The following is a 26164-nucleotide window of genomic DNA, read 5'->3' on the forward strand; positions in this document are numbered from 1 at the left end:
CGTCAGGACCGCTGGGGAACGGCGCCGATCATCGCCCCGATGGCTTCCGGGGCGACCGCCCGTGAGTACAGGTAGCCCTGCCCGGTGTCGCAGCCGATCCGGCGCAGCCGGGCCGCCTGCCCCGCGGTCTCCACGCACTCCGCGGTGACCGTGAGCCCGAGCCGGTGCGCGAGCTGGACCAGGGCCTCGACGATCACCTCGTCGGCCGGGTTGGGGTGGGTGCCCTCCTCGTACCGGAAACCGCTGACGAAGGAGCCGTCCAGTTTCAGTACGGAGACCGGCAGCCGGCTGAGATACGCGAGGTTCGAGTAGCCCGTCCCGAAGTCGTCGATGGCGATCTGTACGCCCATGTCGCTGAGCGCCTGCAGCGCCTGGAGCGGGCGGCCGGCGGAACCCATCAGCGCGGACTCGGTCAGTTCGAGCTGGAGCAGATCCGGTGCGAGGCCGGTCTCGGCGAGGATCCCGGCCACCTCGCCCACCAGGTCCGAGTCCCACACCTGCCGCACCGCCACATTGACGCTCACGAACAGCGGCGGCTCGTCCGGGTGGTCGAGCTGCCACTGTCTGGCCTGCCGGCACGCGGTCCGCAGCACCCAGCCGCCGAGCTGGACGATCGAGCCGTCCTCCTCGGCCAGTGTGATGAACCGATTCGGCGTCAGCCGGCCGAACTGCGGATGCTCCCAGCGGACCAGCGCCTCCACCCCCTTGAGCGCCCCACCCGCCATGTCCACCAGCGGCTGGTACTCCAGCACGAACTCCCCGCTCTCGACGGCCGGACGCAAGGTCGACGAGAGGGCCTGGCGGGTCATCCGGTGGGCGTTGCGCTCGGGGTCGAAGAGCGTCCAGCGGCCTTTGCCGTCCGCTTTCGCCCAGTACAGCGTGGTGTCGGCTGCCTGCATCAGACCGGTGGCGCTGGTGCCGGCCACCAACCGCTCCACCACGCCGATCGAGGCGGACACGGACAGCCGGTGGCCGCTCAGCTCGAAGGGCTTCTGCAGCGCCGCGAGCACCGAACCCGCCAGGTCGGCGAGTTGTTCCGTACCGGTGGAGTCCTCGACGAGCAGCGCGAACTCGTCGCCGCCGAGTCTGGCCACCAGGTGGCCGCCGCTGCGCCCGTATCCGGACTGGTCGGCGCAGTGCGTCAGCCGGGCGGCGACCTCCGAGAGCAGCCGGTCGCCGAAGCGGTGGCCCAGCGTGTCGTTGACCGCCTTGAAACCGTCCAGGTCCAGATAGCAGAGGCCGATCCGGCCGGTACCGGGCTGTCCGTACGCCGTCGGGTCGAGCGCGGCGGACAGCCGCTCGAAGAAGAGGCTGCGGTTGGGCAGGCGGGTCACCGGATCGTGCATCTGCAGATGGCGCAGCTTGGCCTGGAGCTCCCGCCGGTCGCTGACGTCGGCGACCGAGAGCAGCACCTGCGGGCTGTCGGGGACGGGGGTGACGCTGACCTCCGCCCAGAGCGAGTGCCCGTCGGGATGCTTGAGCCTGCGGGTGCAGCGGAAGCCCGCACGGTGGCCGCCCAGTACTTCGCGGTAGGCGTGCCAGGTGCGGGAGTCCGTGGCCAGATCCACCAGATCGGCCGCGGTCTGCCGGGCCAGCCCCGCCGGCTCGGCGCCGAGCAGCCCGGCGAGGGCGGCATTGGCCGCGACGACCAGGCCCTCCCGATCGACGACCGCCATCCCGAGCCGGGCGGTGTTGAACGCGGCCCGGTAGTCGCGCAGTTCGGCCGCGCTGTGGACGGGTGCACCGGGGGCGGCCGTGCTGTGGGCGGGTGCACCGGGGGCGGCCGTGCTGTGGGCGGCTGCGCTTCGGACAGCCTCCTGACGCTCTGTGACCGGCGGCCGGATGGATGCGGGCACCGAGCCCGGTCCTTCGGGGGTTCCGCTCACGGTTGGCTCCCGCAGTGCAGTCGGCTTGAACAAGTGAGGTCCGGATCGTGATCCGGACGGTGGAAGAACGCCGGAGACGCGATCAACGCTGGAAAGTGTGCCGATCATAGAGGTTCAAGGGATGACCATTCCAGCGCCGGCCGAGGGCCGAGACCGCTCCGGCACCTCCGGGTGACCGTTTCTGCGCGGCTATGGTCCGGGGTTCTTCCGGCCTGACCGGTTGTGACTTTCCGTGAAGCTTCGGGGTGTCGGCCGGTCACCCGAGTGGGGCAGTTGGACAGGGCAAACCTGCACAAATGGTCACAGGGTGGGTGGGGTGTCCCCGCATCCCGAACCCGGAGGTCGACGTGCAGCGTCTGCAGACACCCGGGGGAGTGGACCGGCAACGTCTGCGCCGGGTCGCCGCGGTGCTCACCTCGTTCACCGCGCTGGCCGCCACCTCGCTGGTCGCCGGGCCCGCCGTCGCCGCCGAGGGCGCGGCGGGGCCCTGCGCACTGCCGCGCACCGACGTGCACCACTCGCTCGGGCTCGACACCTGGGACACCGCCTATCCGCGGCCGGTCGGCACCCTCAACGCCGTGATGATCTTCCTGTCCTTCCCCGGCACCACCCCCCGCACCACCCCGAAGGAACTGGCGGCCGACTACTTCCCCGCGACCACCGACTTCTACCGGCGCGCCTCGTACGGCAAATTCACCCTGCACCCGCATCCCCTGACGACCTGGACCGAAATGCCGCGGCCCGCCACCGCGTACGCCGTACAGCGTGACTGGAACGCCGGCCGCCGCAGCGCCTACCTGCACGACGCCCTGGCCGCCGCCGATCCCGTGGTGGACTTCAGCAAGTACGACATCGTCTATCTGATGGCGGACCCGGACGCGCCCGGCGTCAACTCCGACGCCACCAAGGTGGTCAACCTCGACGCACCGCTGCACGCCGACGGCACGGACATTCGGCGGGTGGTCACCGGCTTCGAGCGGCACCCGCCGGACCGCAACGTGCTGGCGCACGAGACCGGGCACATCTTCGACATGCCGGATCTGTACCACCGCCCGACGGACGGCAAGGGCGACTGGGACACCTATGTCGGCGACTGGGACGTGATGGGCAGCCAGTTCGGACTGGCATCCGATTTCTTCGGCTGGCTCAAGTGGAAGCTGGGCTGGCTCGACCGCCGCCAGATCGCCTGCGTCCAGGGCACGGCGCCCCGGATGTACACCCTCGAGCCGCTGGAGGAGATGCCGGCAGGCGGTACGGAGGTCGCCGGCACCCGGATGATCGTCGTACGGACCGGCCTGGACAGTGTGCTGGCGATCGAGGCCCGCACCGCCACCGGAGACGATCGTGCCACCTGCACGGAAGGGGTACTGATCTACCGGATCCAGGGCGGCACGGCCTCCGGCGACGGACCGGTCCAGGTCATCGACGCCCATCCGCACAGCGCGGCGTGCCTGGGGCAGTCCGTCTATCCGGAGCTGGCCAACGCGCCGCTGCAGGTCGGCGAGACCTTCACGGTGCCGGACGGGGACACCCGGGTGCAGGTCACCGACCGCACGCCGTCCGGGGCCTGGACGGTGCAGGTCACACCGGTGGTCTGAGCGAACGAACGAGGCCCCTCGCTCGCGCGAGGGGCCTCGTCTGTCGGTGCGCCGCCAGGGACTCGAACCCCGGACCCGCTGATTAAGAGTCAGCTGCTCTAACCAACTGAGCTAGCGGCGCCTGCTGACGTCGTAGACCTTAGCACCCTGATCGGCGCGGGGAAAAATCGATAAGCGGACCGACGGCGAGCAGGCCGAGCGGGCCGCCCGCACACAGGCCCAGAGCACCACCTCGGGCCCGGGGAGCCAAGGGTGCCGGGTGTCGGGAGCCACCAGCCAGCGCATGCTCGAACGGGGAAAGGGGCTGGTCAGCGACGGTACGGTCACCGCGTCGCCGGTGCCGTGACAGAGCAGCGGCGGCACCGCGTCGCCCCACTCCTCCCAGTCGAGCAGAGACGGCAGACGGTGCGCTGTGCCGGGCGCGGTGAAGAGCAACATCCGGCCCCGATGAGCGGCCACCGGGCCGGAGCCGGGGCCCTCGGACCACAGCGCGTCCAGCAGCCGGCGACCGAAGACCGACTCCACGTTCACCACGTCGAAGACGGAGCCGCAGGGCAGCACGACGGGGGCGCCGGGGCGGGACTGCCACACCGAGAGCGCACTGCGCGGATACGCGGCAGCCGACGCCAGCCAGTCCGCGCCGGCAGCGGTCACCTGGGCGGCGGCCTGCTCACCGGTGCCGGGCAGATCTTGCAACGCGTGTGGCAGGTGGCCGAACTCCGCGGAGGACCGCCCGCCGGGCCCACGGCCCGGGCAGCTCCCATGGCCCGTGGAGATCCCGGTGCTGTCGTCATGTCGCTGCCATGCGTTCATGACGTCCATATGTACCCGCCGTGACGGTTCCGTTCCGGCGGGTTGGGTGAAACCGGGACGGGGAGGGGCGGGAAGGCGTATCTTGCGCGGCGGCATATGCCAGTCGGTTGCGCGCGGTGCCGGTCGGCGCGCTTCGCTCCGCCGACGTTCCTGACCGCTGTTGCTAACCGCCGTTGGCGTTGCGCAGCAGGTCCCGGCCGAACTCCACCATCTTCTTGGCGTAGTCCTCCGCCCACTGGGCGCGCTCGGCGATGTCCGCCGTGGTGAGCCGGTCGAAGCGGCGCGGATCGGCCAGCTGGGCGGCCGCGATCGCCTGGAACTCGGTCGCCCGGTCGGCGGCGGCACGGAAGGCGAGCGCCAGCTCGGTGGAACGGGCCAGCAGCGCGGCCGGGTCGTCGATCGACTCCAGGTCGAAGAAGTGCTCGGGGTCGGCGGAGGCCTCCGACGGCTCGAAGAGCAACGGCGCCGGGCGGAGCTTACGCTCACGCTGTTCGGGTTCCGCCATGACCTGTGCCTCCTGCTGTCGTGCTGCTCCGTCGTACCGGTCAGCCTTTTCGGACCACCGTCCATTGTCCCGCCTCGCGCAAGAGGGCCTCCGGTCTAGGGCCGCCAGGCGACCCGGTGTCCGGACCAGTGGTCCCAGGTGGACATCATCGCCTCCCACCCGTCCGGGAACTTCACCGTCACGCCCAACCGCACCGGTTCCGTCGACGGGTGTTCGTCGAGCAGTTCGGCCACGCCTGCCCGGCACACCACGATGCAGGCGTGGCGGTGCCGGGAGGCCAGGACACAGAGGCGGCCGGTCTCCAGGTGGAACGCGGTCGCGTCGGGGCGGCCCGACAGCGGGTGGAGCATCACCGTCACGTCGAACTCGCGGCCCTGCAGCCGGTTCGCCGTGTCGACGGCGACGCCAGGAACCCCCAACTCGGCGAGCGCGGCACGCACCGCGGCCGCCTGGTCGCGATGGGCCGTGCCGACCGCGACGCGGTCCGCCGTCAACGGGACCGGATCGGGCGACCGCTCGCTCACCGCGGCCCCGCCACGGTCCAGTAGCCGGCGGACCACCTGGGCGACCGCCCGTACCGCCTCCGGATCCGTACGCGGTGTGTGCCTCGCGGGCAGCTCCAGCAGGCCCCAACCCGCCTCGGCCGCTTCGTCGAGCACCCGGTCGGGGCCCGAGCCGTCGGACGGCACGGCGAAGGCCAGCCGCCGGTCACCGTGGTCCGTACCGCTGCGGAAGGGCGTGTACGGGTAGAACGCGTCCGAGACGAGCGGAGCCGCCGAAGCGGGCAGCCGCCAGGAGACCGGCAGCCGGTGCTGCGGCAGGTCCGGGTTGTGCGCGAGGAGGGTGGAGACGGCGCTGGCCGACGGGTCGTGGGTCAGCCCCGCCCACTGGTCGGCGCCGACCACACTGAACGGGTCCAACTGTCCGGGGTCGCCCACGAACAGCGCACGCTCGAAAAGCCCGGCCACCGCGAGCAGCGCGTCCGAACGCATCTGGTACGCCTCGTCGACGATCGCATGGCGCCACGGCTCGACGCCCTTCACATGTGCCCACTTCGCGGCCGTCGAGATCACCACGTCCAGGCCGCCGAGATCGGCCGCCTTGGCCGACGTGCGCACATTCGCCAGGTCGTCGAGCGCCTTGTCGTACGGATCGGGCTCGCTGCTGTGCAACCGGCCCACCGGCAGGTCCGGCTCCTTCTCGGCGAGCCGCAGCACCAGGTCGTCGACCTGGGCATTGGTCTGTGCGATCACCATCAGCGGACGCCCCGCCGCGGCCAGCTCGCGGGCGGCGCGCACCACCAGGGTCGACTTGCCCGCCCCGGGCGGCGAGTCGACGACCACGCCGCGGGCGGCACCGTGCAGCGTGTCGTCGAGGATGGCCTGTGTGGCCCGGGCCGCCTCGGCGCCGGCGTCGAGAGGATCGGACTTCACAGCAGATCCTCCGGGGTCACGGGGTCGGGAGCGGTGGCGGCATCAGCCGGCTCCCCGGCGAGGGGCGGGCCGCCGTGGGTCCACGGGGTCTCCTCCCGCGCCGGCAACTCGGGGCCGCCGCGCGAACTGTGCTCGAAAAGCGTCCAGCACAACCGATCGCCCTTGTCCGGCACGGTTCCCGGCGCCGGTTCCTTGGAGCGGCCCATGCCGTTGACCAAACGCAGCACCAGCGTGCCGGGCTCCTCGTACCGTACGAATTCCGCGGTCTGGGTCTTCGGCGGGCTGCCGGGCAGGGCGCGGTGCACCTTGGCCCGCTCGCCCAGATGCGGGGTGTCGTTCGTGCGGAGGGTGACGAGCGGACGGGGGCTGGGGCGTTTCGACTCGCTCCAGGCCATCACCACCTCGGTCACCTCACCGGCGAACGCCTCGCCGGTGAGCCGTCGGCCGGCCATCACCAGCGGATCGTCGAGCGCCTCCTGCGCGTCGAGCTGGGTCTGCGCGGCCTCCCGGGCGGCCAGCTTCTGCGCCGCGGTCACGGCGTCGTCACGGCGCGGCTGCGGAGGCTCCCCGGCGCCGACCCGGTCCCGGTGGCCGGTGAACGACCAGCGATCACGGGTCCAGCGATCGGCGACCCGCTCCCCCTCGGGCAGCGCCCGCAGCAGCTCGAGCCCCTGCCACACGGCGTCCCAGGTGGGCCGCAGCACCCCCTCGAGCAGGGTGCGGATCCGCTGCTCCGCCGCCGTCAGCTCGGCCAGCCGCGCGTCGGCGGCCGGACCGTCCTCGGCGGTGGCCAGCGCGGTCCTCGCCAGGTCGTAGCGCTCGATCGCCGGGGCCAGCAGCTTGTTGTCGAACGCCGGGTCGGTGGACGGCCCGGCGGGCGGACACACCAGCTGCCCCGAAGGGTCCCGTGCCAGCTCGGCCCGGAGCGCCGCCTCCGCGCCCGACGCGCCGGGCCCGCCCGCTCGGCCCGGTGGGTCGATCCAGGCGAGCAGCGCGCCCAGATGCTGGTCCTCCAGGCTGCTCTGCCCGGTGGCCCAGTGACGGTTCAGCAGATCGGTGGCGGACAGCAGCAGCGAGGAGCCCGGTACCCGGGCCCGCTCCCCGAAGTGGGAGAGCCAGCGGCCCAGCAGAGGAACCCGTGGTGGCGCCGGGTACGGCGTCTCCGGGTCCTCCTCGGCCGCACGCCGAAAGCGCATCGAGCGCCCCAGCAGCCGTACGAAGTCGATACCGGCCCGGCTCGGCACGATCAGCTGCGGCGCGTCCGCGCACAGCTCGACCTCGACCTTGGTCCTCTTGCCGGTCTCCGGGTCGGCCTCGGAGCGCTCGGCGGTCTCGACGTCCTCGGCGTACCCGTCGATGTACGGCAGCACGGCCTCCGCCAGTTCGGCCAGGAACGCGAACCGCAGATCCCGGTCGCGCGGCTGCGCCACCACCAACAGCCGCGGGTCCCCGCGGTCGGTCCCCACCAGCGCGCCGAGCGGCGCGCCGGCCTCGCCCGCGGTGGTGAGCGGGACGAGGACCAGGGGGCGGTCGGAGAGGTGACGGTGGCGGACCGTGGCGGTGGGATGCGCGTGGCCGTCGGCGGTGGCTTCCAGCCGGGCGAGCGTGCCGATCAGTGACATGCGGATCCCCTCCGGTCGGGGCGCCGAGCACCCGAGCCGGGGGCAAGCCCCCGGACCCCGGTCGTCCTCAAGCTCCCCCAGCTACTGGGAGGTGCCCCCAGGACGGGCTCGATTTTGCCGGCGTCAGTTTGATCGTGCGGCCCCGGTAGCGCCTGCAATTCGTGCAGCTCGTGCAGTTCATGCAACCCACGATGCCGCCACACTCGATCCACGCCGGCCAAAATCAAGCCCCTCCTGGGGGCCCCTCCGTGGGGGTCCCCCCGGACGGAGTCTGGGGGAGGTAGCTGGGGGAGATTGAGGAGCGGGGTCCGGGGCGGAGCCCCGGAAACAGTCCCGCGCGGCGTCAGCACACCGCACCCCCCAGTCCCTCCACCCGCAGCGCCGCAGCCCGACGCAACGCCGCCACCGTCGGATCCGAAGGGTCGCCCTCACCGCGGGCCGCCGCCAGCACCGCGGCGACCGTGGTGAAGCCGCCCAGCTCGCCCCGGACGCCGCGGCCCAGGGCGGTGACCGCGCCCGCGCGGCGGGCCCGGTCCCGGCAGTGGAAGGCCAGTTCGCAGGCGGCCAGGCACTCGGGCGCGTACGCGGCGTCCACCGACTCGACCGCGGCGGTCAGCTCGGCGGCGGGCAGCGCGGGGTCGAAGGTGGTGCCCTCGGGGAGGCCGGCCGCGATGTCCTCGACGCGGGTGAGCCGGGCCAACTGGCGGCGCGTCACCGAAAGCTGTTTGCGTACGTCGACGGCTGCCGCGGTCGGCAGATTGGAGAAGTCCTTCGGGCAGACCAGCAGGGCGCGGTCGGCCACCGACGCCCCGGGAAGGTGTTCGGCCATCCGCTGCAGCGCCAGCACGTACACCGCGGACTGCCGGGCGGCGGCGCCGACCTTCGCCGCGTCCGCCGATGCGTCGATCATCGGGAAGGACTTGATCTCGATGACCGTCCAGCGCCCGGCCGGGTCCACGACCAGCGCATCCGGCTCCAGATAGGCAGGGGTCCCGGCCACCTCCAGGGCCAGCATCGGATGGTCGAACAACGACCACCCCGCGGCCCCGGTGGCTTCCCGCAGCGCCAGCGCCGTGCGCGCGGCGCGGCCTTCGGGCCCCGCCGCCGTCAGGTCGGGGACCTGGACGTCCACCGCTTCCGCCGTGCCCATCCGCTCCGCGAACAGCCGCATCAGCTCGGCTCCGCCGTCCGCCTTGACCCGCGCCTCGAACGCGTTGCCCCGCATGAAAGCGAACTGCGACTGGCCGAAACCGGAGGGCGAGCCCAGCGCCTCGGCCAGCACCGCCTTGTTGACACCGGCGCCGTCGAGCAGCGCTCGGCGCTCGCATCCGGGGTTGGCCGCCAGCGCCGCCAACGCCCGGGCATCCAGCGGCTGCGGTGCGACGGCCGGGCCGCGCAGCTCAGCGAGCCGCTGACGGAGCGCCGTCGCCGGCCGGGTCGGCGGTGCCGGGGGAGGGGGCGGAGGAGATCCGCTGTCCGGGGAAGTGCTCACCCGTGGAAGTCTTCCATCCGCCACTGACAATCGGGGACCGCGCCCCGGGATCGCCGGAAGCGAACCGCTCGCGTACCCGGTCGGTGAGCCGCAGGGCGCGCCCGGCGAGCACCAGCCCGACACCCATCACCGCGGCGCCCGCGACCGCGTCGAGCAGATAGTGGTTCGCCGTACCGATCACCACGAAGGTGATGGTCAGCGGGTAGAGCACGGCCAGGATCCGGGTCAGCGGGGTGCGGCCGTAGCGCCACAGCATCACACCGCACCACAGTGCCCACCCGACATGCAGGCTGGGCATCGCGGCGAACTGGTTCGTCATACCGCCGAGTCCGCGCGGCGCGCTGGCATCGTCGCCCCACCAGCCGTACGAGCTGTACTGGGCCATCGTGTCGACGAAGCCCTCGGCGGGGGCCAGCAGCCGGGGCGGACAGGTCGGCAGCAGGGTGAAGCCGATCAGACCGAGCATGGTGGAGATCAGCAGCCAGGTCCGTGCGAGGCGGTACTGCACCGGGCGTCGGCGGAACAGCCAGATGAGGATCGCCGGGGTGACCAGGTAGTGCAGGGACGCATAGGCGAAGTCGGCCGGGATGCCGAGCGCAGGCGTGTCGGTGAACAGCCGGTTCAGCGGGCGTTCCAGGTTGAAATGGAGGGTTTTCTCCAGGTGCAGGATCGACAGCCCGTGGTCGATCGCGCTCTCGGTGTTCCCGCGTGCCAGCAGCCGGCCCGACGAGTAGGCGGTGTAGACGACAGCGATCACGAGGAGCTCTGTCCACCAGCGGGGCCGGTCACGGGTCGCGGTGTACGGCATCCGAACGCTCTCCATCTTGTGTTCAAACAGGGCCAGTCACCCGGCGTCCAACCATAGGGCGTGGGCGAGCACGGATTCAGTCGCCCCCATCGGTAGGTAGTGACGCCGGAAAGGTCCGCCGGGTTGCTCGGTGACCCCGTACGCGATGATGGGTCAGGCATCACCGCACCACAGGAAGAGAACGTCATGGCACCCCGCATGCTGCTGGCCCGGCATGGACAGACCGCATGGTCGCTGTCCGGGAAACACACCGGCAGGACGGACATTCCGTTGCTCGACCAGGGGCGCCGGGACGCGAAACTCCTCGGCGAGCGGCTGCACCGCGCCCCCTGGGACGGACTGCCGGACACGGCCGTGCTCACCAGTCCGCTGCTGCGGGCGAGCGAGACCTGTGCGCTGGCCGGTTTCGCCGACCGCGCCGAGGAGTGGGACGGGCTTCTGGAGTGGGACTACGGGGCCTACGAGGGGCTGACCCCGGCCGAGATCCAGGCGATCCGCCCCGGCTGGTTCATCTGGCGCGACGGCGTCCCCGACGGAGAGTCGGTCGCCGACCTGACCGCCCGTGCGGACCAGGTGGTCGAGCGGGTCCGCGCCGGGAACGGCGAGGTGCTGATCTTCGCGCACGGCCACATCCTGCGGGCACTCGCGGCCCGCTGGCTGGGCTACGACCTCACCTTCGCCGCCCGGATCCGCCTCGCCCCCGCCTCGCTCTCCCTGCTCGGCTGGGCATACGACGCCCCGGCCGTCGAGCGCTGGAACGACACCGGCCACCTGGAAGGCTGACCACCGGCCGCACCGCACCGCACCGCACACGACCCACGGGACGCGGCCTCGCCGGATCCACGTGACTCAGCAGAGCGCTGACGCGTGCCGTTCCAGGAAGTCCGGCACGCCGGCGGCCCTGCGCTGCGGCAGCAGCCGACGTGCTGTGCCCGCCAGCATCGCCTGGATACGTGACGACTGGACCTGGTCCTGATCCAGCAGGTCGAGCACCTGCTGCCCGACGGCCGCCGCCCGGTCGGGGGCGCCCGCCCTGACCAGGTCGTCGGCCAACTGGGCGCGGTAGAGCGCCAGATTGCGGGCGAAACGGCTGTCCTGCAACGCCGCCGCACGCTGTGCGTGCCGTGCGGCACGCGGCCAGTCGCCCAGCGCCGACCAGCACTGCGCCTCCAGCATCTCCAGCTCCGCCTCGACGAAGAAGGTCATCCACTCCGGGTCGGCGTCCGAAGAGCCGCGGGCGAACAGCGCTTTGGCCCGCCCGAGGGCCTGCGCGCACCCCGTGCGGTCGCCGAGCCCTGCCCAGCCGCCCGCCTCGCGCAGCGTCAGCAGGGCGAGCAGTCGCGGCGACGACAGATGCTTCGCCGCCCGCTCCCCGGCCTGCGCGGCCCGCACCGCCTCGCGCGGCCGTCCGGCATCCCGGGCCAGGAACGCCGTATTGCAGAAGGCGTGCGCCTCCAGCGCCGGATCACCGGCGACCCGTGCGGTAGCCAGGGCCTCCGCGTAATGCGAGCGGGCGTCGTCGAAGCGGCCCGAGTCGTGCGCCAGCCAGCCCACCGAGATCGCCAGTTCACCGGCGCCCGCGTGCAGCCGGTCGGCCGCCGAACGGCGGGCCGTGTCCGCGTCGAGCAGCGCGTAAGCGGCCTCCAGCGGCTGGGCCGCCCGCTGGTAGAGGCCATCGGCGCCGTGCCGGTCGTCGAGCAGCCGGATCTGTCGCACGGCCGCCTCGACGGCACTGACTTCCGCCTCGCCGACATGGTGGGGGGCACGCCGGGGGGACGGTACGGGTGCCGGGCCGAGGCCCAGCGAGACGGCCGCCATCGCGGCGGAGCCGCCGGCCATGAATGCGCGACGCAGCACGTCGCTCTCCTCGTCGTTCTTACCGCTGTGGGGGTGGGACGGATGGTCCGGTGGTTCGGCGGGGGTGCTGTGCGCGCCTCTGCCGCGCACTGCCTCCCGGTCGGAGAAGCCCAGGTCGCTGAGGGTCGAGCCCGGGAACATATGCAGGAAAACCCGCTCGTACGCGTAGTTGGGACAGCGGATCTCGCCGGTCTCCACCCGTCCGATGTACCGCGCGTCGCACGCCACGTGCTCGCCGATCTCGCGAGCGGCCCGGCGGACCGCTGCCGCGAACTCGCCGGGAGAACGCTGCCCGCGCAGTTGTCGGAAAGCGGGGTTGCGTACTGCCCGTGACATCGCCATGGCGGCGCCCTCTCTGGCGGATCGTGCTGCCGGCCCGGACCGCTCCGGCGGGCAAAAACGTACCGCCTGTAGGGAGGCGGTCACACGGCGTATGGCTACAAAACGGATATCTCACCCGCAATTTGCCATGAACTGCCATCCTTTACGGCGGGACCATGCCGTAGCCCTTGACGTCCGGCGGGCGTTGAACCTTGTGGAGAACGAGGAGGGGTTGCCTTGTTGGAGACCGGCATCGAGATGAGCGGCTCGCGTACGACCGCCCAGCACACGCCGAACCAGGAGTTCAGCACACCGCCGGACGGAGGGCCCGAGCCCTGCGATCTGGTGACGGTCCCGGCCCGGCAGGGTCTTGAGGCAGTGGACATCCTGCGCAGGGGGGCTGCCCGCACCGACGTGGGTCCCGTGCTGCACGACGGAGCCTGCGACACCCTCGGCTTCCTGGTACCGCCCGGAACCGCCGACGGCTGGGACATGCCGGGCAGCGCCTGCACCCGGACCAACGGGCGCGGTCTGCGGATCCCCGAGGAACCACCGGTCCAGGGCACCGGCTGGCTGCTGCCCCCCGAGCAGGACGCACCGGTCACCGATCCCTCGATGCTCAGAGCGGCGCTGGGCGAGGCGGCCCGGCTCATCGAGGCGGCCGACAACCGCCGCTGAACCGCCGCCGACCAGTACCGCGATCCCGTACCGCGATACTGGAAGCGTGGCGAAGAACAAGCGACAGGGCCGTGCGGCACGCGAGGCCGTCGTCGAGCAGGTGGACGGCGGAGTCGCCGAGCTGAGGCCCGACCGGGACCGGGCGCGCGGCTGGACGCTGCTGCTCGACGGCGCCCCGCAGTCCCATGTGGACCTCGACGACCCCGGATACCTGGACTTCGAGTACCAGCGCAGGCTCGGCCACGTCATCGACCTGGCCGCACCACCGAAGCAGCCCCTGCACGTCGTCCACCTCGGCGGCGGCGCCTTCACCCTGGCCCGTTACGCCGCGGCGACCCGCCCCCGTTCCACCCAGCAGATCGTCGAGTTGGACGGCCCGCTGGTCCAACTCGTCAGGCGCGAGCTCCCGCTGGACCCCAACGCCCGCATACGCGTCCGCTCCACCGACGCCCGGGCCGGCCTGGCCAAGATCCCCGAGGGCTGGGCAGACCTGATCATCGCCGACGTCTTCCGGGGCGCCCGCACACCCGCCCATCTCACCAGCACGGAATTCCTCACCGAGGTCCGCACCGCCCTCAAGCCCACCGGCTGGTACGCCGCCAACCTCACCGACGGCCCACCCCTCACCCACCTACGCGGCCAGATAGCCACCGCCGCCGCCGTCTTCCCCGAACTGGCCCTGGCCGTCGAGCCGACGGTGCTCCGAGGACGCCGCTTCGGCAACGCGGTACTGATCGCAGCATCCACGCCGCTCCCGATAGCCGAACTGACCCGCCGAGTCGCGGGCGACGGCTACGCGGGCCGAGTGGAGTCCGGACAACGGCTGGTGGAATTCACCGGCGGAGCAACACCGGTAACGGACACGAACGCGGTGGCTTCCCCGGGGCCACCGGGGGGCGTGTTCGGGTAGGGGGCGACGCCCGAACAGGGCGCACCATCACTTTGCAGGATCCGGCCCCTCCTGGGGCCCCTCCGTGGGGGTCCCCCCGGACGGAGTCCGGGGGAGGTGGCTGGGGGAGTTCGAGGAGCGGGGCCCGGGGCGGAGCCTTTCGCGCGGCGGAGCCGCACAGTGTCACAGCGGGAACGGGCGGGGAGGGGAAAAAGCCGGCCCCCACCGCACGCCCCTCAATGGTCATCGACCTGCACCATCGGCGCATGCCCATTCCACGTACAGAACACAGACCCCGCCCGAGCCCCCCGGGTAAACGTCACCCGAATCCACTCCGCCGTCTTCCAGACCCGTATCTCCCACCCGTCACCCGGCACCGCCGAAACCAACGACGCCGACGACGTACCGAGGTCGAAGACGACCCGGCCCCCCGACAGCGTGTAGCTCCGCACGTCCCCGGACGAAGCGGACGAGGAAGCCGACGGAGCCCCGGCCGACGCGGACGGCGACGGCGACGGCGCGACCCGGGACGGCTCGACGGAGCGGCCGGGCGAGCGCGCCGGGCCCGAAACCGGCGGCGTCGAGGACGCCGCCCCGCCCGTCTCGGGCCGCTGCGTCGAAGAGGACAGCAGCTCAGGACTCCCCGCCACCGGCAGAGCCCGCGGCGGATCATAGGCGGTCCCCGCCATCACCGAATGCACCCCCCACCAGGTGAGCGTGACCGCCGCACCGGTGGCGAGCGACCACGCCAGGGCCTGAGCCAGTCGCCGTACCATCGCGCCATAGTGCATGACCCGCACCACGCGCACCACCCGTGTCGCTCCGCGCAGAGGGATCCCCCGGCGCCCCCCGAATGGCGTACGGTGCCGCCCATGGCAAGTGTGCTCGTGGTCGAGGACGACCAGTTCGTACGCTCCGCCCTCATCCGGCACCTGACCGAGGCCTCCCACACCGTACGGAGCGTCGGCACGGCCCTGGAGGCGCTGCGTGAGGTGGCCCATTTCGAATTCGACCTGGTCATCCTCGACCTCGGCCTGCCCGACCTCGACGGGGCGGAGGCCCTGAAGATGCTGCGCGGCATCACCGACGTCCCGGTGATCATCGCCACCGCCCGGGACGACGAGACGGAGATCATCCGGCTGCTCAACGACGGCGCCGACGACTATCTGACCAAGCCCTTCTCGGTGGAGCACCTGTCCGCCCGGATGGCGGCCGTCCTGCGCCGGTCGCGCGCCCGGTCGGGCGCCGCACCCCCCTCCCGGCTGATCAAGGTCGGCGGCCTCTCGGTCGACCCGCTGCGCAGGCAGGCGGAACTGGACGGCGTGGAACTCGACCTGACGCGGCGCGAGTTCGACCTGCTGACCTTCCTCGCCGGACGTCCCGGCGTCGTCGTGGCGCGCAAGGAACTGCTGGCCGAGGTCTGGCAGCAGTCCTACGGCGACGACCAGACCATCGACGTCCACCTCTCCTGGCTGCGCCGGAAACTGGGGGAGACCGCAGCCAAGCCCCGCTACCTGCACACCCTCAGAGGCGTCGGCGTGAAGCTGGAACCGCCCCGATGAGCCGGCGTGCGGCGAGGCCGACCCAGAGGCCGACCCCGTGAGGCCGACTCCCGTGAGACTGACCACATGAGGCGGACCGTGAGATGGGCACTGGTCAAGGTGTCGCTGGCCGTCACGGCGATGGTCGTGGTGGCCTTCGCCGTCCCCCTGGGCCTGGTCATCAAGGAGATGGCCGGCGACCGCGCATTCTCCGACGCCGAGAGGAACGCCGCGGCCATCGGCCCGACCCTCTCCATCACCACCGAACGCCTCCCGCTGGAGAAGGCCGTCGCCTCCACCCCGGCCGGCGCCGCCGACCGGATGGCGCTGCACGTGCCCGCCGCCGACGAGCCGGGCAGCCGGCCGATCGAGATCGGGAAACAACGGGCGAGCGGCAAGGACATCGAGTCCGCCCGCCGCCAGGCGGTGATCACCAAGGTGCCCGGCGGCTCCGCACTGCTCCAGCCCACCGCGCTGTCCACCGGCAAGATCGCGGTGGTCGAGGTGTACGTCCCGGAGAACGAGGTGACCAACGGGGTGGGCACCGCCTGGCTGGTCCTCGCCGGAGTGGCCGTCGCACTGATCGTCGGCTCGGTGGCGGTCGCCGACCGTCTCGGCGTACGGATGGTGCGCCCCGCGCAACGGCTGGCCCGCGCCGCACACGAGCTCGGCGAGGGCAGGCTGTCGGTCCGGGTCCCCGAGGAGGGGCCCACCGAACTGCGCTCGGCAGCCGTCGCGTTCAACTCCATGGCCGACCAGGTCATCCAACTGCTCGACAACGAGCGGGAGCTGGCGGCCGACCTGTCCCACCGGCTGCGCACCCCGCTCACCGTGCTCCGGCTCAACGCCGCATCCCTCGGGGACAGCCCGGCCGCCGAACAGACCCGGGCCGCGGTCGAGAAACTGGAGCGCGAGGTCGACACCATCATCCGCACCGCACGCGAGCAGCGCCCACAGACCCAGGGCGGGCAGAGCAGCGGAACCGGCTGCGACGTCTCCGCAGTGATCCATGAACGCATGGCCTTCTGGTCCGCGCTGGCCGAGGACGAGGGCCGAAAGGTACGACTCGCGGGCGTCGACCGGCCGGTACACATCCCGGTGGCGCGGGCCGAACTCACCGCCGCACTTGACGCCCTGCTCGGCAACGTCTTCCGGCACACCCCCGAGGGCACCCCCTTCGCCGTCGACGTACACAACGCCGAGGACGCCGTCATCGTGCTGGTCTCCGACGCCGGCGGCGGCATCGCCGACCCGGCGGCCGCCCTGACCCGGGGCAACAGCGGGGACCGCGCGGGCTCGACCGGTCTCGGCCTGGACATCGTGCGCCGGGTCGCCGAGTCGACCGGCGGCGACCTGCGGATCGGGCGTTCGGTCCTCGGCGGCACGGAGGTCCGGGTCTGGATCGCGCTGGACGGCGGCCGTACGGCAACGGGGCGCGGCCACCGGCTCCGGGGCCGCCGGCGGGCCACGCCCCGCCGCACGACCCACGCTTGAGCTCGCGTGACGCGGTCTGCACCTTTAACCCCTCCCTTTGGCTTCCTTAAGCCCGCCCTAAGAACTCCAACTACAGTCCTGAACTGGCCTTTTGTCCGTTTCCGAGTCGCTAGCGTGCTGCCACACCCCCACTTCCGTAACCCAGAGGCAGGCACCCGATGAGTACGACGACGACGCACCGGCGCAGGATCAGCGGCAAAACGAAGGTCATGGTCGCGGTCATCGCCGCAGCCGTCGCCGGGGGCGGGGCGTTCGCACTGACCGGCACCGCGCAGGCCGCCTCCGTCGGCGCCGCGTACACCAAGACCGCCGACTGGAACGGCGGTTACACCGGTGAGTACGTCGTCACCAACGACGCGGACAAGACGCTGACGGACTGGACCCTGGAGTTCGACCTGCCCGCGGGCACCAAGCTCAGCTCGCTCTGGAACGCCTCGTCCACCGTCGACGGCCAGCACGTCACCGTGAAGCCCGCGAGCTGGGACAAGGCCGGAATCGCCGCGGGCAAGTCGGTCACCATCGGCTTCGTCACCACGGCGACCGGCACGGCGGGCGACCCGACCGGTTGCGTCATTGACGGCGCCAAGTGCTCCGTGGACACCGGCGGAACCCCCGAACCGAGCGGCCGCCCCACCGAGTCCCCGCAGCCGACGCCGCCCCCGGCGTCCTCCTCCCCGACCCCCACCGGCAGCACCGGCACCGGCACCACCACCGGCGCCGGCTTCGCCCCCTACATCGACACCTCCCTCTACCCCGCCTACGACCTGCTGGACACCGTCGACAAGACGGGGGTCAAGGAGTTCAACCTCGCCTTCATCACCTCCGGCGGCAGCTGCGCCCCGCTGTGGGGCGGCGTGACGGCACTCGGCGACGACAAGGTCGCCTCCCAGATCGGCGCCCTGCGAGCGAAGGGCGGCGACGTCCGGGTCTCCTTCGGTGGCGCTTCCGGCACCGAACTCGGCATCGCCTGCAAGTCGGCCGACGAACTGGCCGCCGCGTACGGCAAGGTCATCGACACCTACAAAATCACCAAGGTCGACTTCGACATCGAAGGCAGCGCTCTCCCGGACACCGCCTCCAACACCCGCCGCGCCCAGGCGATCGCCCAACTCCAGAAGTCCCACCCCGGCCTGGACGTCTCCTACACCCTGCCGGTCATGCCCGAGGGCCTGACCCAGCCCGGCGTCGACCTGGTGTCCAACGCCAAGAAGAACGGCGTCAAGATCTCCGCGGTCAACGTCATGGCGATGGACTACGGCGCGTCCTACAGCGGCGACATGGGCGACTACGCCACCCAGGCGGCCACCGCGACCCAGGCCCAGATCAAGAGCGTGCTCGGACTCTCCGACGCGGACGCCTGGAAGGCCGTCGCGGTCACCCCGATGATCGGCGTCAACGACGTCAACACCGAGACCTTCAAGGTCGACGACGCCACCCAAATCGCGGACTTCGCCAAGTCGAAGGGCCTCGGCCGGCTGTCCATGTGGTCCGGCACCCGCGACAAGGCCTGCCCCGGCGGCCCGAAGAACTCCGCCGACGCGAGCTGCTCCTCCATCGACCAGGCCCCCCTCGCCTTCACCAAGGCCTTCGCCGCCAACAACTGACCTTCCCCCTCACCCCGCGCCCCTCACAGACACGCCCCGACCGGCTCACCCCCCACCCGGTCGGGGCGCGCGTATGTGCTGCACTACCGCCGACATACGACAATAGTGAAGCCACAATTGACTACATCTTCAGCACAGAGCCTCGGCGCTGGTGTGTAGTGGCCGACTCGGCGTACTCGGACCATCACGTGGTGATTGAGAGTGTGAGCGTCATCTGACCGGGGCTGCCGTACGGGCGGCAGATGCGCGCCCCCAGCCCGTGTCCCGGTCCGTGCCCGCGCCCGGCCCGGCCCCGGGGGCGGCGGCAGCCGCTGGGCGCCACCCGGTGGCCCAGCGCGGGTCCCGCGCCCGTAGCCCGGGGCGCAGGGCCCCACGCCCGCCCCCGCCCCGCACCGGGCCCGCCCCCGGAGCCCCCGTCCCGCACCGGGCCCCCCGGAGCCCCCGTCCCGCGCTGGCTCCACCCTCCGCAGCCGGCCCCACTCCGCATCCCCGCACTCCACCCCCGCGGCCCTGGATTCGGGCAAAAACGGCGCGAGCGCTCAGGGGCGGCCTCGGACCGCGTATCCCGTTCACCTTCCGGCGGGCGGTGCGGGGAGGGCGCGACCGTGACCCGGATCGTGACCCTTTACGGAATATGGGATTCCGCTAAGCTGTCAAAACCTGCTCCGAGCGGTGATGTTGCTGGTCGGGTGGGGTGTACGGCCGGTCGCGCGCAGCCCGCGCAAGACGGCGGACGGACACGTTCGGATGACTTCCAGGACACGCTCGCGCAACAGAAGCGTCTTCAACTCTTGACACCCACCCCTCCGAGGAAGCAACCTTCCGGCATCGGCGCATGGGAGCGCTCCCACATCGCACGGAGAAATCCGTGCGGACGGCACGGCCCGTGCCTCCCCCCTTGCACCATCTGGCACCCGCACTCACCAGCGCGATTGCCGCACATGTCAGCACAGCACTCAGCACAGCGGTCAGCACAGCAGTGAGTACGGCGGCCCAGAAACGGCAGTCATCACGCCAGTCCCACCCTGGAACAAGGAGTAGTGGAATGCGTATCACCCGCATCGTCGGCGGCCGAAGCCGCAGAGCCGCGGTCATAGCCACCACGGGCCTCACGGCCACAGCGCTGCTGCTGGCCGGCTGCAGCAGCGACTCGGATTCATCGGGCTCCAGCAAGTCCGACGCCAACGGGCCGATCACGCTGACTGTCGCCGACTACGGGCAGTTCGGCTACAAGGAAGCCGGGCTGTTCGCGCAGTACCACAAGCTGCACCCGAACATCACGGTCAAGGAGAACACCACCGCCCAGGAGCCGAACTACTACACCAAGTTCCTGCAGCAGCTGAACTCGAACAGCGGCCTGGCCGATGTGCAGGGCATCGAGGTCGGACGGATCAAGGAGATCGTCGACACCAAGGCGGACAAGTTCGTCGACCTCAGCAAGGTGATCAACGTCGACGACTGGGTGCCGTGGAAGGAGAAGCAGGCCACCACGTCCGGCGGCCAGGTGGTCGGCGCGGGTACCGACATCGGCCCGATGTCGCTCTGCTACAACCGGGATCTCTTCCAGAAGGCCGGCCTGCCGACCGACCGTGACAAGGTGACCCAGAAGGTCCAGGGGGGCTGGAGCGACTACCTCGCGCTGGGTGAGGAGTACAAGAAGCACGCGCCCGCCGGCACCTACTTCATGGACTCGGCGAGTGCCATGTTCAACGCCGTGGTGAGCTCCAACGCGCAGCAGTACTACGACTCCAGCGGCAAGCCGATCTACCAGACCAGCCAGAGCGTCAAGGACGGCTGGGACCTCGCGAACCAGGTGGCCACCAAGGGGCTCTCCCAGGGGCTCAAGCAGTTCGACCCGGGCAGCTGGGTCCCCGCACTGCGCAAGGGCACCGTCGCCACCGTCGTCTGCCCCGCGTGGATGGCCGGTCAGATCTCTGCCGACGCCGGTCCGAAGAACAAGGGCAAGTGGGACATCGCCACGGCCCCCGGCTCGACCTCGGCCAACTGGGGCGGTTCGTTCCTGGGCATTCCGAAGAGCGGCAAGCACGTGGCCGAGGCCAGCGCACTCGTCAAGTGGCTGACCGCGCCGGCGCAGCAGGCTGCGGTGTTCAAGGCGATCGGTGTCTTCCCGTCCAACAAGGGCGCGTACTCCCTGCCCGACGTGAAGAACGCCAAGCTTCCCTACTTCAACAACGCGCCGATCGGGCAGATCTACGCCCAGGAAGCCAGCACCATCCCGGCTGCGGTGCTCGGCCCGAAGGACGGCGCCATCAAGGACGCGTTCTCCCTGCAGATCAACAACATGGAGAAGCGGCACACCAGTTCCGACAAGGCGTGGAACGACGCGCTGACGGCGATCGGCAAGGTCGTCGGCTGATCATCACCGGTGCGGGCGGCCACCCGGCAGCCCGCACCGACGCCGGGGGCGTTCCGCCGATCAGGCCGGACGCCCCCGGCGCGGGTATCGCACATGGACCAGCGTTCCGACACCGCCACCCGGGCCGGACGGGTCCGCTCATCGCGCCGGGTCGGCGCATCCCAGGGAAGGACTCCCGCCCGTGGCAACCTCGACCCCCACCCGGGATACTTACGCCCCGCCTCCCCGCGGCTCCAAGCAGACGTCTGCCGGCCGGCAGAAGTGGCGGAGCCGGCTGTGGCGGTTCGACGACAAGGCTTCGCCGTACGCATACATCGCCCCGTTCTTCCTCGTCTTCGGGGCCTTCGGCCTCTACCCGCTGATCTACACCGGCTGGATCGCGATGCACCGGGTGGAGATGACCGGGCTCGACCAGATGCAGTGGGTCGGCTGGGAGAACTTCTCCAAGATCCTGCAGGACGACGAGTTCTGGACGGCGGTCAGCAACACGTTCCTGATCGGCGTCATGTCGACGGTCCCGCAGCTGCTGGTCGCGCTGGGCCTCGCGCACCTGCTGAACTACAAGCTGCGGGCCAGCACCTTCTGGCGGACGATCATCCTCACGCCGTACGCCACTTCGGTGGCCTCCGCGGCTCTGGTCTTCGCCCTGGTGTTCCGTGCCGACGGCGGCCTGCTGAACTGGGTGCTGCACTTCATCGGCCTGGGTGACACCGACTGGGCCAATGGGGCCTGGACTTCGAAGATCGCCATTTCCGTCATCGTGATCTGGCGCTGGACGGGTTACAACACCCTGATCTACCTCGCCGCGATGCAGGCCGTGCCGACCGACCTCTACGAGGCGGCCTCGATCGACGGAGCCTCGCGCTGGCAGCAGTTCCGCAAGGTGACCATCCCCTCGCTGCGGCCGACGATCCTCTTCACGATCGTCGTCTCGACGATCGGCTCCATGCAGTTGTTCGGCGAGCCGCTGCTGCTGGAGGGCGGCACCACCGGTGCGTCGGGCGGCACCGAGCACCAGTACGAGACGCTCAGCATCTACCTCTACAACTACGGCTGGAATCTGGGGCATCTCGGCCCGGCCGCCGCGGTGGCCTGGGCGATGCTCGCCCTGCTGCTGATCATCGCCGCGATCAACTTGCTCATCGGCCGCTTCGTTCGCAAGTCCGCGGCCTGACCGGGAGCGATATCCATGACTATGACGAGCCCCACCAACGCCCCGGACATCCGTGTCCGGCAGGCCGCTCACAGTGCGCCCCGGAAACCGCGCCGGTTCAGGGAGCGCGCAGGCCAGCAGATGAAGGGCGGCCCCTTCGCCTACCTCGTGCTGGCGGTCGTCGGCATCGTATCGATCCTGCCGCTGTACTGGACCCTGGTGGCAGCGTCCCACACCCAGGACGAAGTACTCGACACCACGCCGCCGTTCCTGCCCGGCGGGCGACTGCTGAACAACCTCGACGCCGCCTGGAGCCAGGCCCATCTCGGCAAGGCGATCGTCAACAGCATCGTCGTCTCCGGCTGCATCACGGCGGCGACGCTCTTCTTCTGCACACTGGCCGGGTACGCCTTCGCCAAGATGCGGTTCCGGGGGCGCGGCGGGCTGATGACCGCGGTCATCGCCACGCTGACCATCCCACCGCAGCTCAGCGTCGTCCCGTTGTTCATGATGATGTCCGACATCGGCTGGGGCGGAAAGCTGGAGTCGGTGATCTTCCCGACGCTGGTCAGCGCGTTCGGCGTCTTCTTCATGCGCCAGTACATGACCGAGGCGCTGCCCTACGAACTCATCGAGGCGGCCAAGCTGGACGGTGCCAACAACTTCCGCATCGTGCTCAGCATCGTGATTCCGGTGGCCCGTCCCGCGATGATGGTGCTCGGCATGCTTACCTTCGTGCAGGCGTGGAATGATTTCTTCTGGCCCTATCTCGCCCTGAACCAGCAGAACCCCACGCTTCAGGTGGCCCTCGGCCAGCTGAGTGCCTCCTACACCCCCGACCAGAGCATCGTCATGGCGGGCGCGCTGATCAGCACGCTGCCGCTGCTCGTGGTGTTCGTGATCTTCGGCAAGCGGATCGTCGGAGGCATCATGTCGGGCGCCGTCAAGGGGTGACACCGTCACCCGTCCCCGTCCGGACGTTCCGTACGGCCGGTGCCTGATCGCCGGCCGTACCGGCACCGGATTTCCACCCCCTCTTCTGCCCTTGCCCGTCCACTCATGGGAGCGCTCCCGCATGACCGCCGTACGACCCGACATCACCCCGAAGCAAGCGCCCGAGGCCACGAGCTTCCCGACGGGCTTCGTCTGGGGGGCGGCCACCGCTGCCTACCAGGTCGAGGGGGCCGCCGCCGAGGACGGCCGCACCCCTTCCATCTGGGACACCTTCAGTCGTACGCCGGGCAAGGTCCGCAACGGTGACACCGGAGACATCGCCGCCGACCACTACCACCGCTACCGCGACGACGTGCAGTTGATGAAGGAGCTCGGCCTGAAGGCCTATCGCTTCTCCATCTCCTGGAGCCGGGTGCAGCCGACCGGCCGCGGCCCGGCCGTCGAGCGCGGCCTCGACTTCTACCGCAGGCTCGCCGACGAGCTGTTGGAAGCCGGCATCAGCCCAGTCGCCACCCTCTACCACTGGGACCTGCCCCAGGAGCTCGAGGACGCGGGAGGCTGGCCGCAGCGCGAGACCGCCGAGCGATTCGCAGACTACGCCGCCATCATGGCGGGTGCCCTCGGTGACCGGGTGACCACCTGGACCACCCTCAACGAGCCCTGGTGCTCTGCCTTTCTCGGCTACGGATCCGGTGTGCACGCCCCCGGCCGTACCGAGCCCGCGGCGACGCTGCGGGCGGCCCATCACCTCAACCTCGCCCATGGCCGGGCGATCGAGGTTCTGCGCGGTCAACTCCCCGCTACCGCGCAGACCTCGATCACCCTCAACCTGCACCAGGTCCGCCCGCTGACCGACAGCGTCGCGGACGCGGACGCCGCGCGCCGGATCGACGCCGTCGGCAACCGGGTCTTCACCGGGCCGATCCTGCACGGCGCCTACCCGCAGGACCTGATCGAGGACACCTCGCACCTGGTCGACTGGTCGAAGCTGGTGCACGACGGCGATCTGCTCACCATTTCCCGCCCTATCGACGTGCTGGGCATCAACTACTACACGCCCACGGTGGTTTCGACCCCCGCGGCGGGCCAGGGCGACTCGCGCGACGACGGTCACGGCAACAGCGAGTACTCCCCGTGGACGGGCTCCGAGCACGTCGCCTTCCACCTCTCCGAGGGGAAGCGGCGCACCGCGATGAACTGGGCGATCGACCCCGACGGGCTGTACAACCTGCTGCTCGACGTCACCCGTGACCACCCGGGCCTGCCCCTGATGGTCACCGAGAACGGCGCCGCCTTCGACGACTACGTCTCTCCCGAGGGCCGGGTCATGGACACCGAGCGGATCGACTACCTGCACGGCCACCTCGACGCGGTGCAGCGGGCCGTCGCCGCGGGCGCGGACGTCCGCGGATACTTCCTGTGGTCCCTGATGGACAACTTCGAGTGGGGGTACGGGTACTCGAAGCGCTTCGGTGCGGTGTACGTGGACTACGCCTCCCAGCGACGCATCCCCAAGGCCAGCGCCCACTGGTACGCCGACGTGATCCGGCGCCACGCGCTGCCGCCGGTGTCCGGCCCCATGTAAACCGCGTATCGCGCGCAGCCCGCAGGACCCCCGAGACCCGGCCTGGTGCCGGGTCTCGGCCGTTTCGCCCTGCCGTTGTCCGGCCCCGTACATTGGGAGCGCTCCCATCCGGGGGCGTGGCTGCGGCCCCTCCCGGTGCCGCCCCAGGTGGCGGGAGCCGACGTCAGGACTTGGTTTGGTTATCCGACTGTGAGAAATTGACCGCGAACGGGAGGCAGCCATGGCGGCAGCGCGAGTACGGAGCGGCGGGCGGCCGACGCTCGAAGAGGTCGCGGCACGGGCCGGGGTGGGGCGTGGCACCGCGTCACGGGTCATCAACGGCTCGCCGCGGGTGAGCGATCACACCCGCGAGGCGGTCGAGGCAGCGGTGGCCGAGCTCGGCTACGTACCCAACCGGGCGGCCCGCGCCCTGGCGGGCAACCGCACGGACGCCATCGCCCTGGTGGTGCCGGAGTCCGAGACCCGTTTCTTCGCCGAGCCGTACTTCTCGGGCATAGTGCAGGGTGTGGGCGCGGCGCTCGCCGACACCGAGATGCAGCTGCTGCTCACCCTGGTCGGCAGTGACCGCGAGCGGCAGCGGCTCGCCCACTACCTGGCGGCGCACCGGGTCGACGGCGTGCTGCTGGTGTCCGTGCGGGCCGACGACCCGCTGCCCGACCTGCTGGCACAGCTCTCCATCCCGGTGGTGATCAGCGGCCGGCGGTCCGACCACGAGACGCTGAACTCGGTCGACTCGGACAACTTCCAGGGCGCCCGGAGCGCCGTCGGCCATCTGGTCGCGCGGGGCCGCCGCACCGTCGCCACCATCACCGGTCGGCTGGATGTGTACGGCGCCCAGTGCCGCCTCGACGGCTATCGCAGGGCGGTCGCCGCGGCGGGCATCGACAGTGACGAGGCGCTGGTCGCGCCGTCCGACTTCTCCGAAGAGGGCGGCCGGCGGGCGATGGAACTGCTGCTGGACCGCCGGCCCGATCTGGACGCCGTCTTCGCGGCGTCCGACGTGATGGCGGCGGGCGCCCGGCAGGTGCTGCGTGAGCGGGGCCGGCGGGTACCGGAGGACGTGGCACTGGTGGGCTTCGACGATTCGACGATCGCCCGCCACATGGACCCGCCGCTGACCAGCGTGCGCCAGCCGATCGAGGACATGGGCCGTGCCATGGCCCGATTGCTGCTCTCCGAGATCGTGGCCCGCCGCACACCCGGGTCCGGTGGCGTCGAGCGGACGCAGATGGTCCTCCCGACGGACCTGGTGCCGCGGCTCAGCTCCTAGCGACGGGCGACGGGCGACGGGCGGCGCGCGGGGGTCGCCCGGCCGTCCCGCATACGACGAAGGCCCGGTCTGTGGGAAACAGACCGGGCCTTCGTCCCTGAACAACCTTCAAGGGTGAGTAACGGGACTCGAACCCGCGACATCCTGGACCACAACCAGGTGCTCTACCATCTGAGCTATACCCACCACGACCCGGTCGTTTCCGACCGGCCGAGAAAAAGTGTACAGGGTCCGGGAGGGTGCTCGCTCCAGCCTTTTCGGCGATCCCCGCCCGCGCTCCGCAC

At 71.1% G+C, this 26164-nt stretch carries 20 protein-coding genes and 2 tRNA genes; 12 read left to right on the forward strand and 10 right to left on the reverse strand.

All coding sequences use genetic code 11. The annotated features are described in order from the left end of the window. Positions 1 to 2 precede the first annotated feature (2 nt). Complete coding sequence (locus AB0436_RS14570; protein WP_366468183.1) at positions 3 to 1886, reverse strand: EAL domain-containing protein; 1884 nt, start codon at positions 1884 to 1886, stop codon at positions 3 to 5. 347 nt (positions 1887 to 2233) lie between these two features. Between AB0436_RS14570 and AB0436_RS14575 the strand changes: the two genes are divergently transcribed. Further along, positions 2234 to 3484, forward strand: coding sequence for a M6 family metalloprotease domain-containing protein (locus AB0436_RS14575; protein ID WP_366468184.1), 1251 nt, complete (start codon positions 2234 to 2236; stop codon positions 3482 to 3484). Between the two features lie 47 nt (positions 3485 to 3531). On the opposite strand, the gene AB0436_RS14580 is transcribed toward AB0436_RS14575, so the two are convergent. The 7 genes from AB0436_RS14580 to AB0436_RS14610 all read right to left on the reverse strand — a co-directional run bounded on the left by AB0436_RS14580 (position 3532) and on the right by AB0436_RS14610 (position 10157). Then, a tRNA-Lys gene (locus AB0436_RS14580) sits at positions 3532 to 3605 on the reverse strand. Continuing rightward, positions 3596 to 4297 (reverse strand): bifunctional DNA primase/polymerase, encoded by a 702-nt coding sequence (locus AB0436_RS14585; RefSeq protein ID WP_366468185.1) that lies wholly within the window; start codon positions 4295 to 4297, stop codon positions 3596 to 3598. The genes AB0436_RS14580 and AB0436_RS14585 overlap by 10 nt, the downstream gene beginning before the upstream one ends. Positions 4298 to 4460: 163 nt before the next feature. Further along, on the reverse strand, positions 4461 to 4802 hold the full coding sequence (locus AB0436_RS14590; RefSeq protein ID WP_366468186.1) for a hypothetical protein: 342 nt from the start codon (positions 4800 to 4802) through the stop codon (positions 4461 to 4463). Positions 4803 to 4897: 95 nt separating this feature from the next. Further along, positions 4898 to 6235, reverse strand: a complete 1338-nt coding sequence (locus tag AB0436_RS14595) for an AAA family ATPase (protein ID WP_366468187.1) — start codon at positions 6233 to 6235, stop codon at positions 4898 to 4900. Beyond that, on the reverse strand, positions 6232 to 7857 hold the full coding sequence (locus AB0436_RS14600) for a hypothetical protein (protein WP_366468188.1): 1626 nt from the start codon (positions 7855 to 7857) through the stop codon (positions 6232 to 6234). Before AB0436_RS14600 ends, AB0436_RS14595 begins: the two co-directional genes overlap by 4 nt. A gap of 343 nt (positions 7858 to 8200) precedes the next feature. Then, on the reverse strand, positions 8201 to 9349 hold the full coding sequence (locus tag AB0436_RS14605) for a hypothetical protein (protein ID WP_366468189.1): 1149 nt from the start codon (positions 9347 to 9349) through the stop codon (positions 8201 to 8203). Continuing rightward, positions 9258 to 10157: a phosphatase PAP2 family protein gene (locus AB0436_RS14610; protein WP_366468190.1), complete on the reverse strand. Its 900-nt coding sequence runs from the start codon at positions 10155 to 10157 to the stop codon at positions 9258 to 9260. Before AB0436_RS14610 ends, AB0436_RS14605 begins: the two co-directional genes overlap by 92 nt. Positions 10158 to 10343: 186 nt before the next feature. Here AB0436_RS14610 and AB0436_RS14615 point away from each other — a divergent pair, with 186 nt between their 5' ends. Continuing rightward, positions 10344 to 10940: a histidine phosphatase family protein gene (locus AB0436_RS14615; protein ID WP_366468191.1), complete on the forward strand. Its 597-nt coding sequence runs from the start codon at positions 10344 to 10346 to the stop codon at positions 10938 to 10940. 66 nt (positions 10941 to 11006) lie between these two features. Here the strand turns inward: AB0436_RS14615 and AB0436_RS14620 are convergent, their stop codons facing one another. Then, positions 11007 to 12356, reverse strand: coding sequence for a tetratricopeptide repeat protein (locus tag AB0436_RS14620; protein ID WP_366468192.1), 1350 nt, complete (start codon positions 12354 to 12356; stop codon positions 11007 to 11009). 216 nt (positions 12357 to 12572) lie between these two features. Here AB0436_RS14620 and AB0436_RS14625 point away from each other — a divergent pair, with 216 nt between their 5' ends. The 10 genes from AB0436_RS14625 to AB0436_RS14670 all read left to right on the forward strand — a co-directional run bounded on the left by AB0436_RS14625 (position 12573) and on the right by AB0436_RS14670 (position 25880). Further along, positions 12573 to 13013: a hypothetical protein gene (locus AB0436_RS14625; RefSeq protein WP_366468193.1), complete on the forward strand. Its 441-nt coding sequence runs from the start codon at positions 12573 to 12575 to the stop codon at positions 13011 to 13013. 46 nt (positions 13014 to 13059) lie between these two features. After that, a complete protein-coding gene (locus tag AB0436_RS14630) occupies positions 13060 to 13923 on the forward strand; it encodes a fused MFS/spermidine synthase (protein ID WP_366468194.1) in 864 nt (287 codons plus the stop codon). Between the two features lie 851 nt (positions 13924 to 14774). Next, positions 14775 to 15464: a response regulator transcription factor gene (locus tag AB0436_RS14635; RefSeq protein WP_365850506.1), complete on the forward strand. Its 690-nt coding sequence runs from the start codon at positions 14775 to 14777 to the stop codon at positions 15462 to 15464. A gap of 78 nt (positions 15465 to 15542) precedes the next feature. Further along, on the forward strand, positions 15543 to 16937 hold the full coding sequence (locus AB0436_RS14640) for a HAMP domain-containing sensor histidine kinase (protein WP_366468322.1): 1395 nt from the start codon (positions 15543 to 15545) through the stop codon (positions 16935 to 16937). A gap of 158 nt (positions 16938 to 17095) precedes the next feature. Next, a complete protein-coding gene (locus tag AB0436_RS14645) occupies positions 17096 to 18541 on the forward strand; it encodes a cellulose binding domain-containing protein (protein ID WP_366468195.1) in 1446 nt (481 codons plus the stop codon). A 1045-nt stretch (positions 18542 to 19586) separates the two neighbouring features. After that, a complete protein-coding gene (locus tag AB0436_RS14650; RefSeq protein WP_366468196.1) occupies positions 19587 to 20918 on the forward strand; it encodes an extracellular solute-binding protein in 1332 nt (443 codons plus the stop codon). A gap of 181 nt (positions 20919 to 21099) precedes the next feature. Further along, positions 21100 to 22092 (forward strand): sugar ABC transporter permease, encoded by a 993-nt coding sequence (locus AB0436_RS14655; protein WP_366468197.1) that lies wholly within the window; start codon positions 21100 to 21102, stop codon positions 22090 to 22092. A 15-nt stretch (positions 22093 to 22107) separates the two neighbouring features. Continuing rightward, positions 22108 to 23025: a carbohydrate ABC transporter permease gene (locus tag AB0436_RS14660; RefSeq protein WP_366468198.1), complete on the forward strand. Its 918-nt coding sequence runs from the start codon at positions 22108 to 22110 to the stop codon at positions 23023 to 23025. Between the two features lie 121 nt (positions 23026 to 23146). After that, positions 23147 to 24610 carry a GH1 family beta-glucosidase gene (locus tag AB0436_RS14665; RefSeq protein ID WP_366468199.1) on the forward strand — a complete coding sequence of 488 codons (1464 nt, stop codon included), beginning with the start codon at positions 23147 to 23149 and terminating at the stop codon, positions 24608 to 24610. Positions 24611 to 24830: 220 nt separating this feature from the next. Continuing rightward, on the forward strand, positions 24831 to 25880 hold the full coding sequence (locus AB0436_RS14670; protein WP_366468200.1) for a LacI family DNA-binding transcriptional regulator: 1050 nt from the start codon (positions 24831 to 24833) through the stop codon (positions 25878 to 25880). A gap of 113 nt (positions 25881 to 25993) precedes the next feature. Here AB0436_RS14670 and AB0436_RS14675 read toward each other — a convergent pair. Beyond that, positions 25994 to 26066 (reverse strand) — tRNA-His (locus tag AB0436_RS14675). Positions 26067 to 26164 lie beyond the last annotated feature (98 nt).

The sequence above is a fragment of the Streptomyces sp. NPDC051322 genome (assembly GCF_040689485.1).
GTDB lineage: Bacteria > Actinomycetota > Actinomycetes > Streptomycetales > Streptomycetaceae > Streptomyces.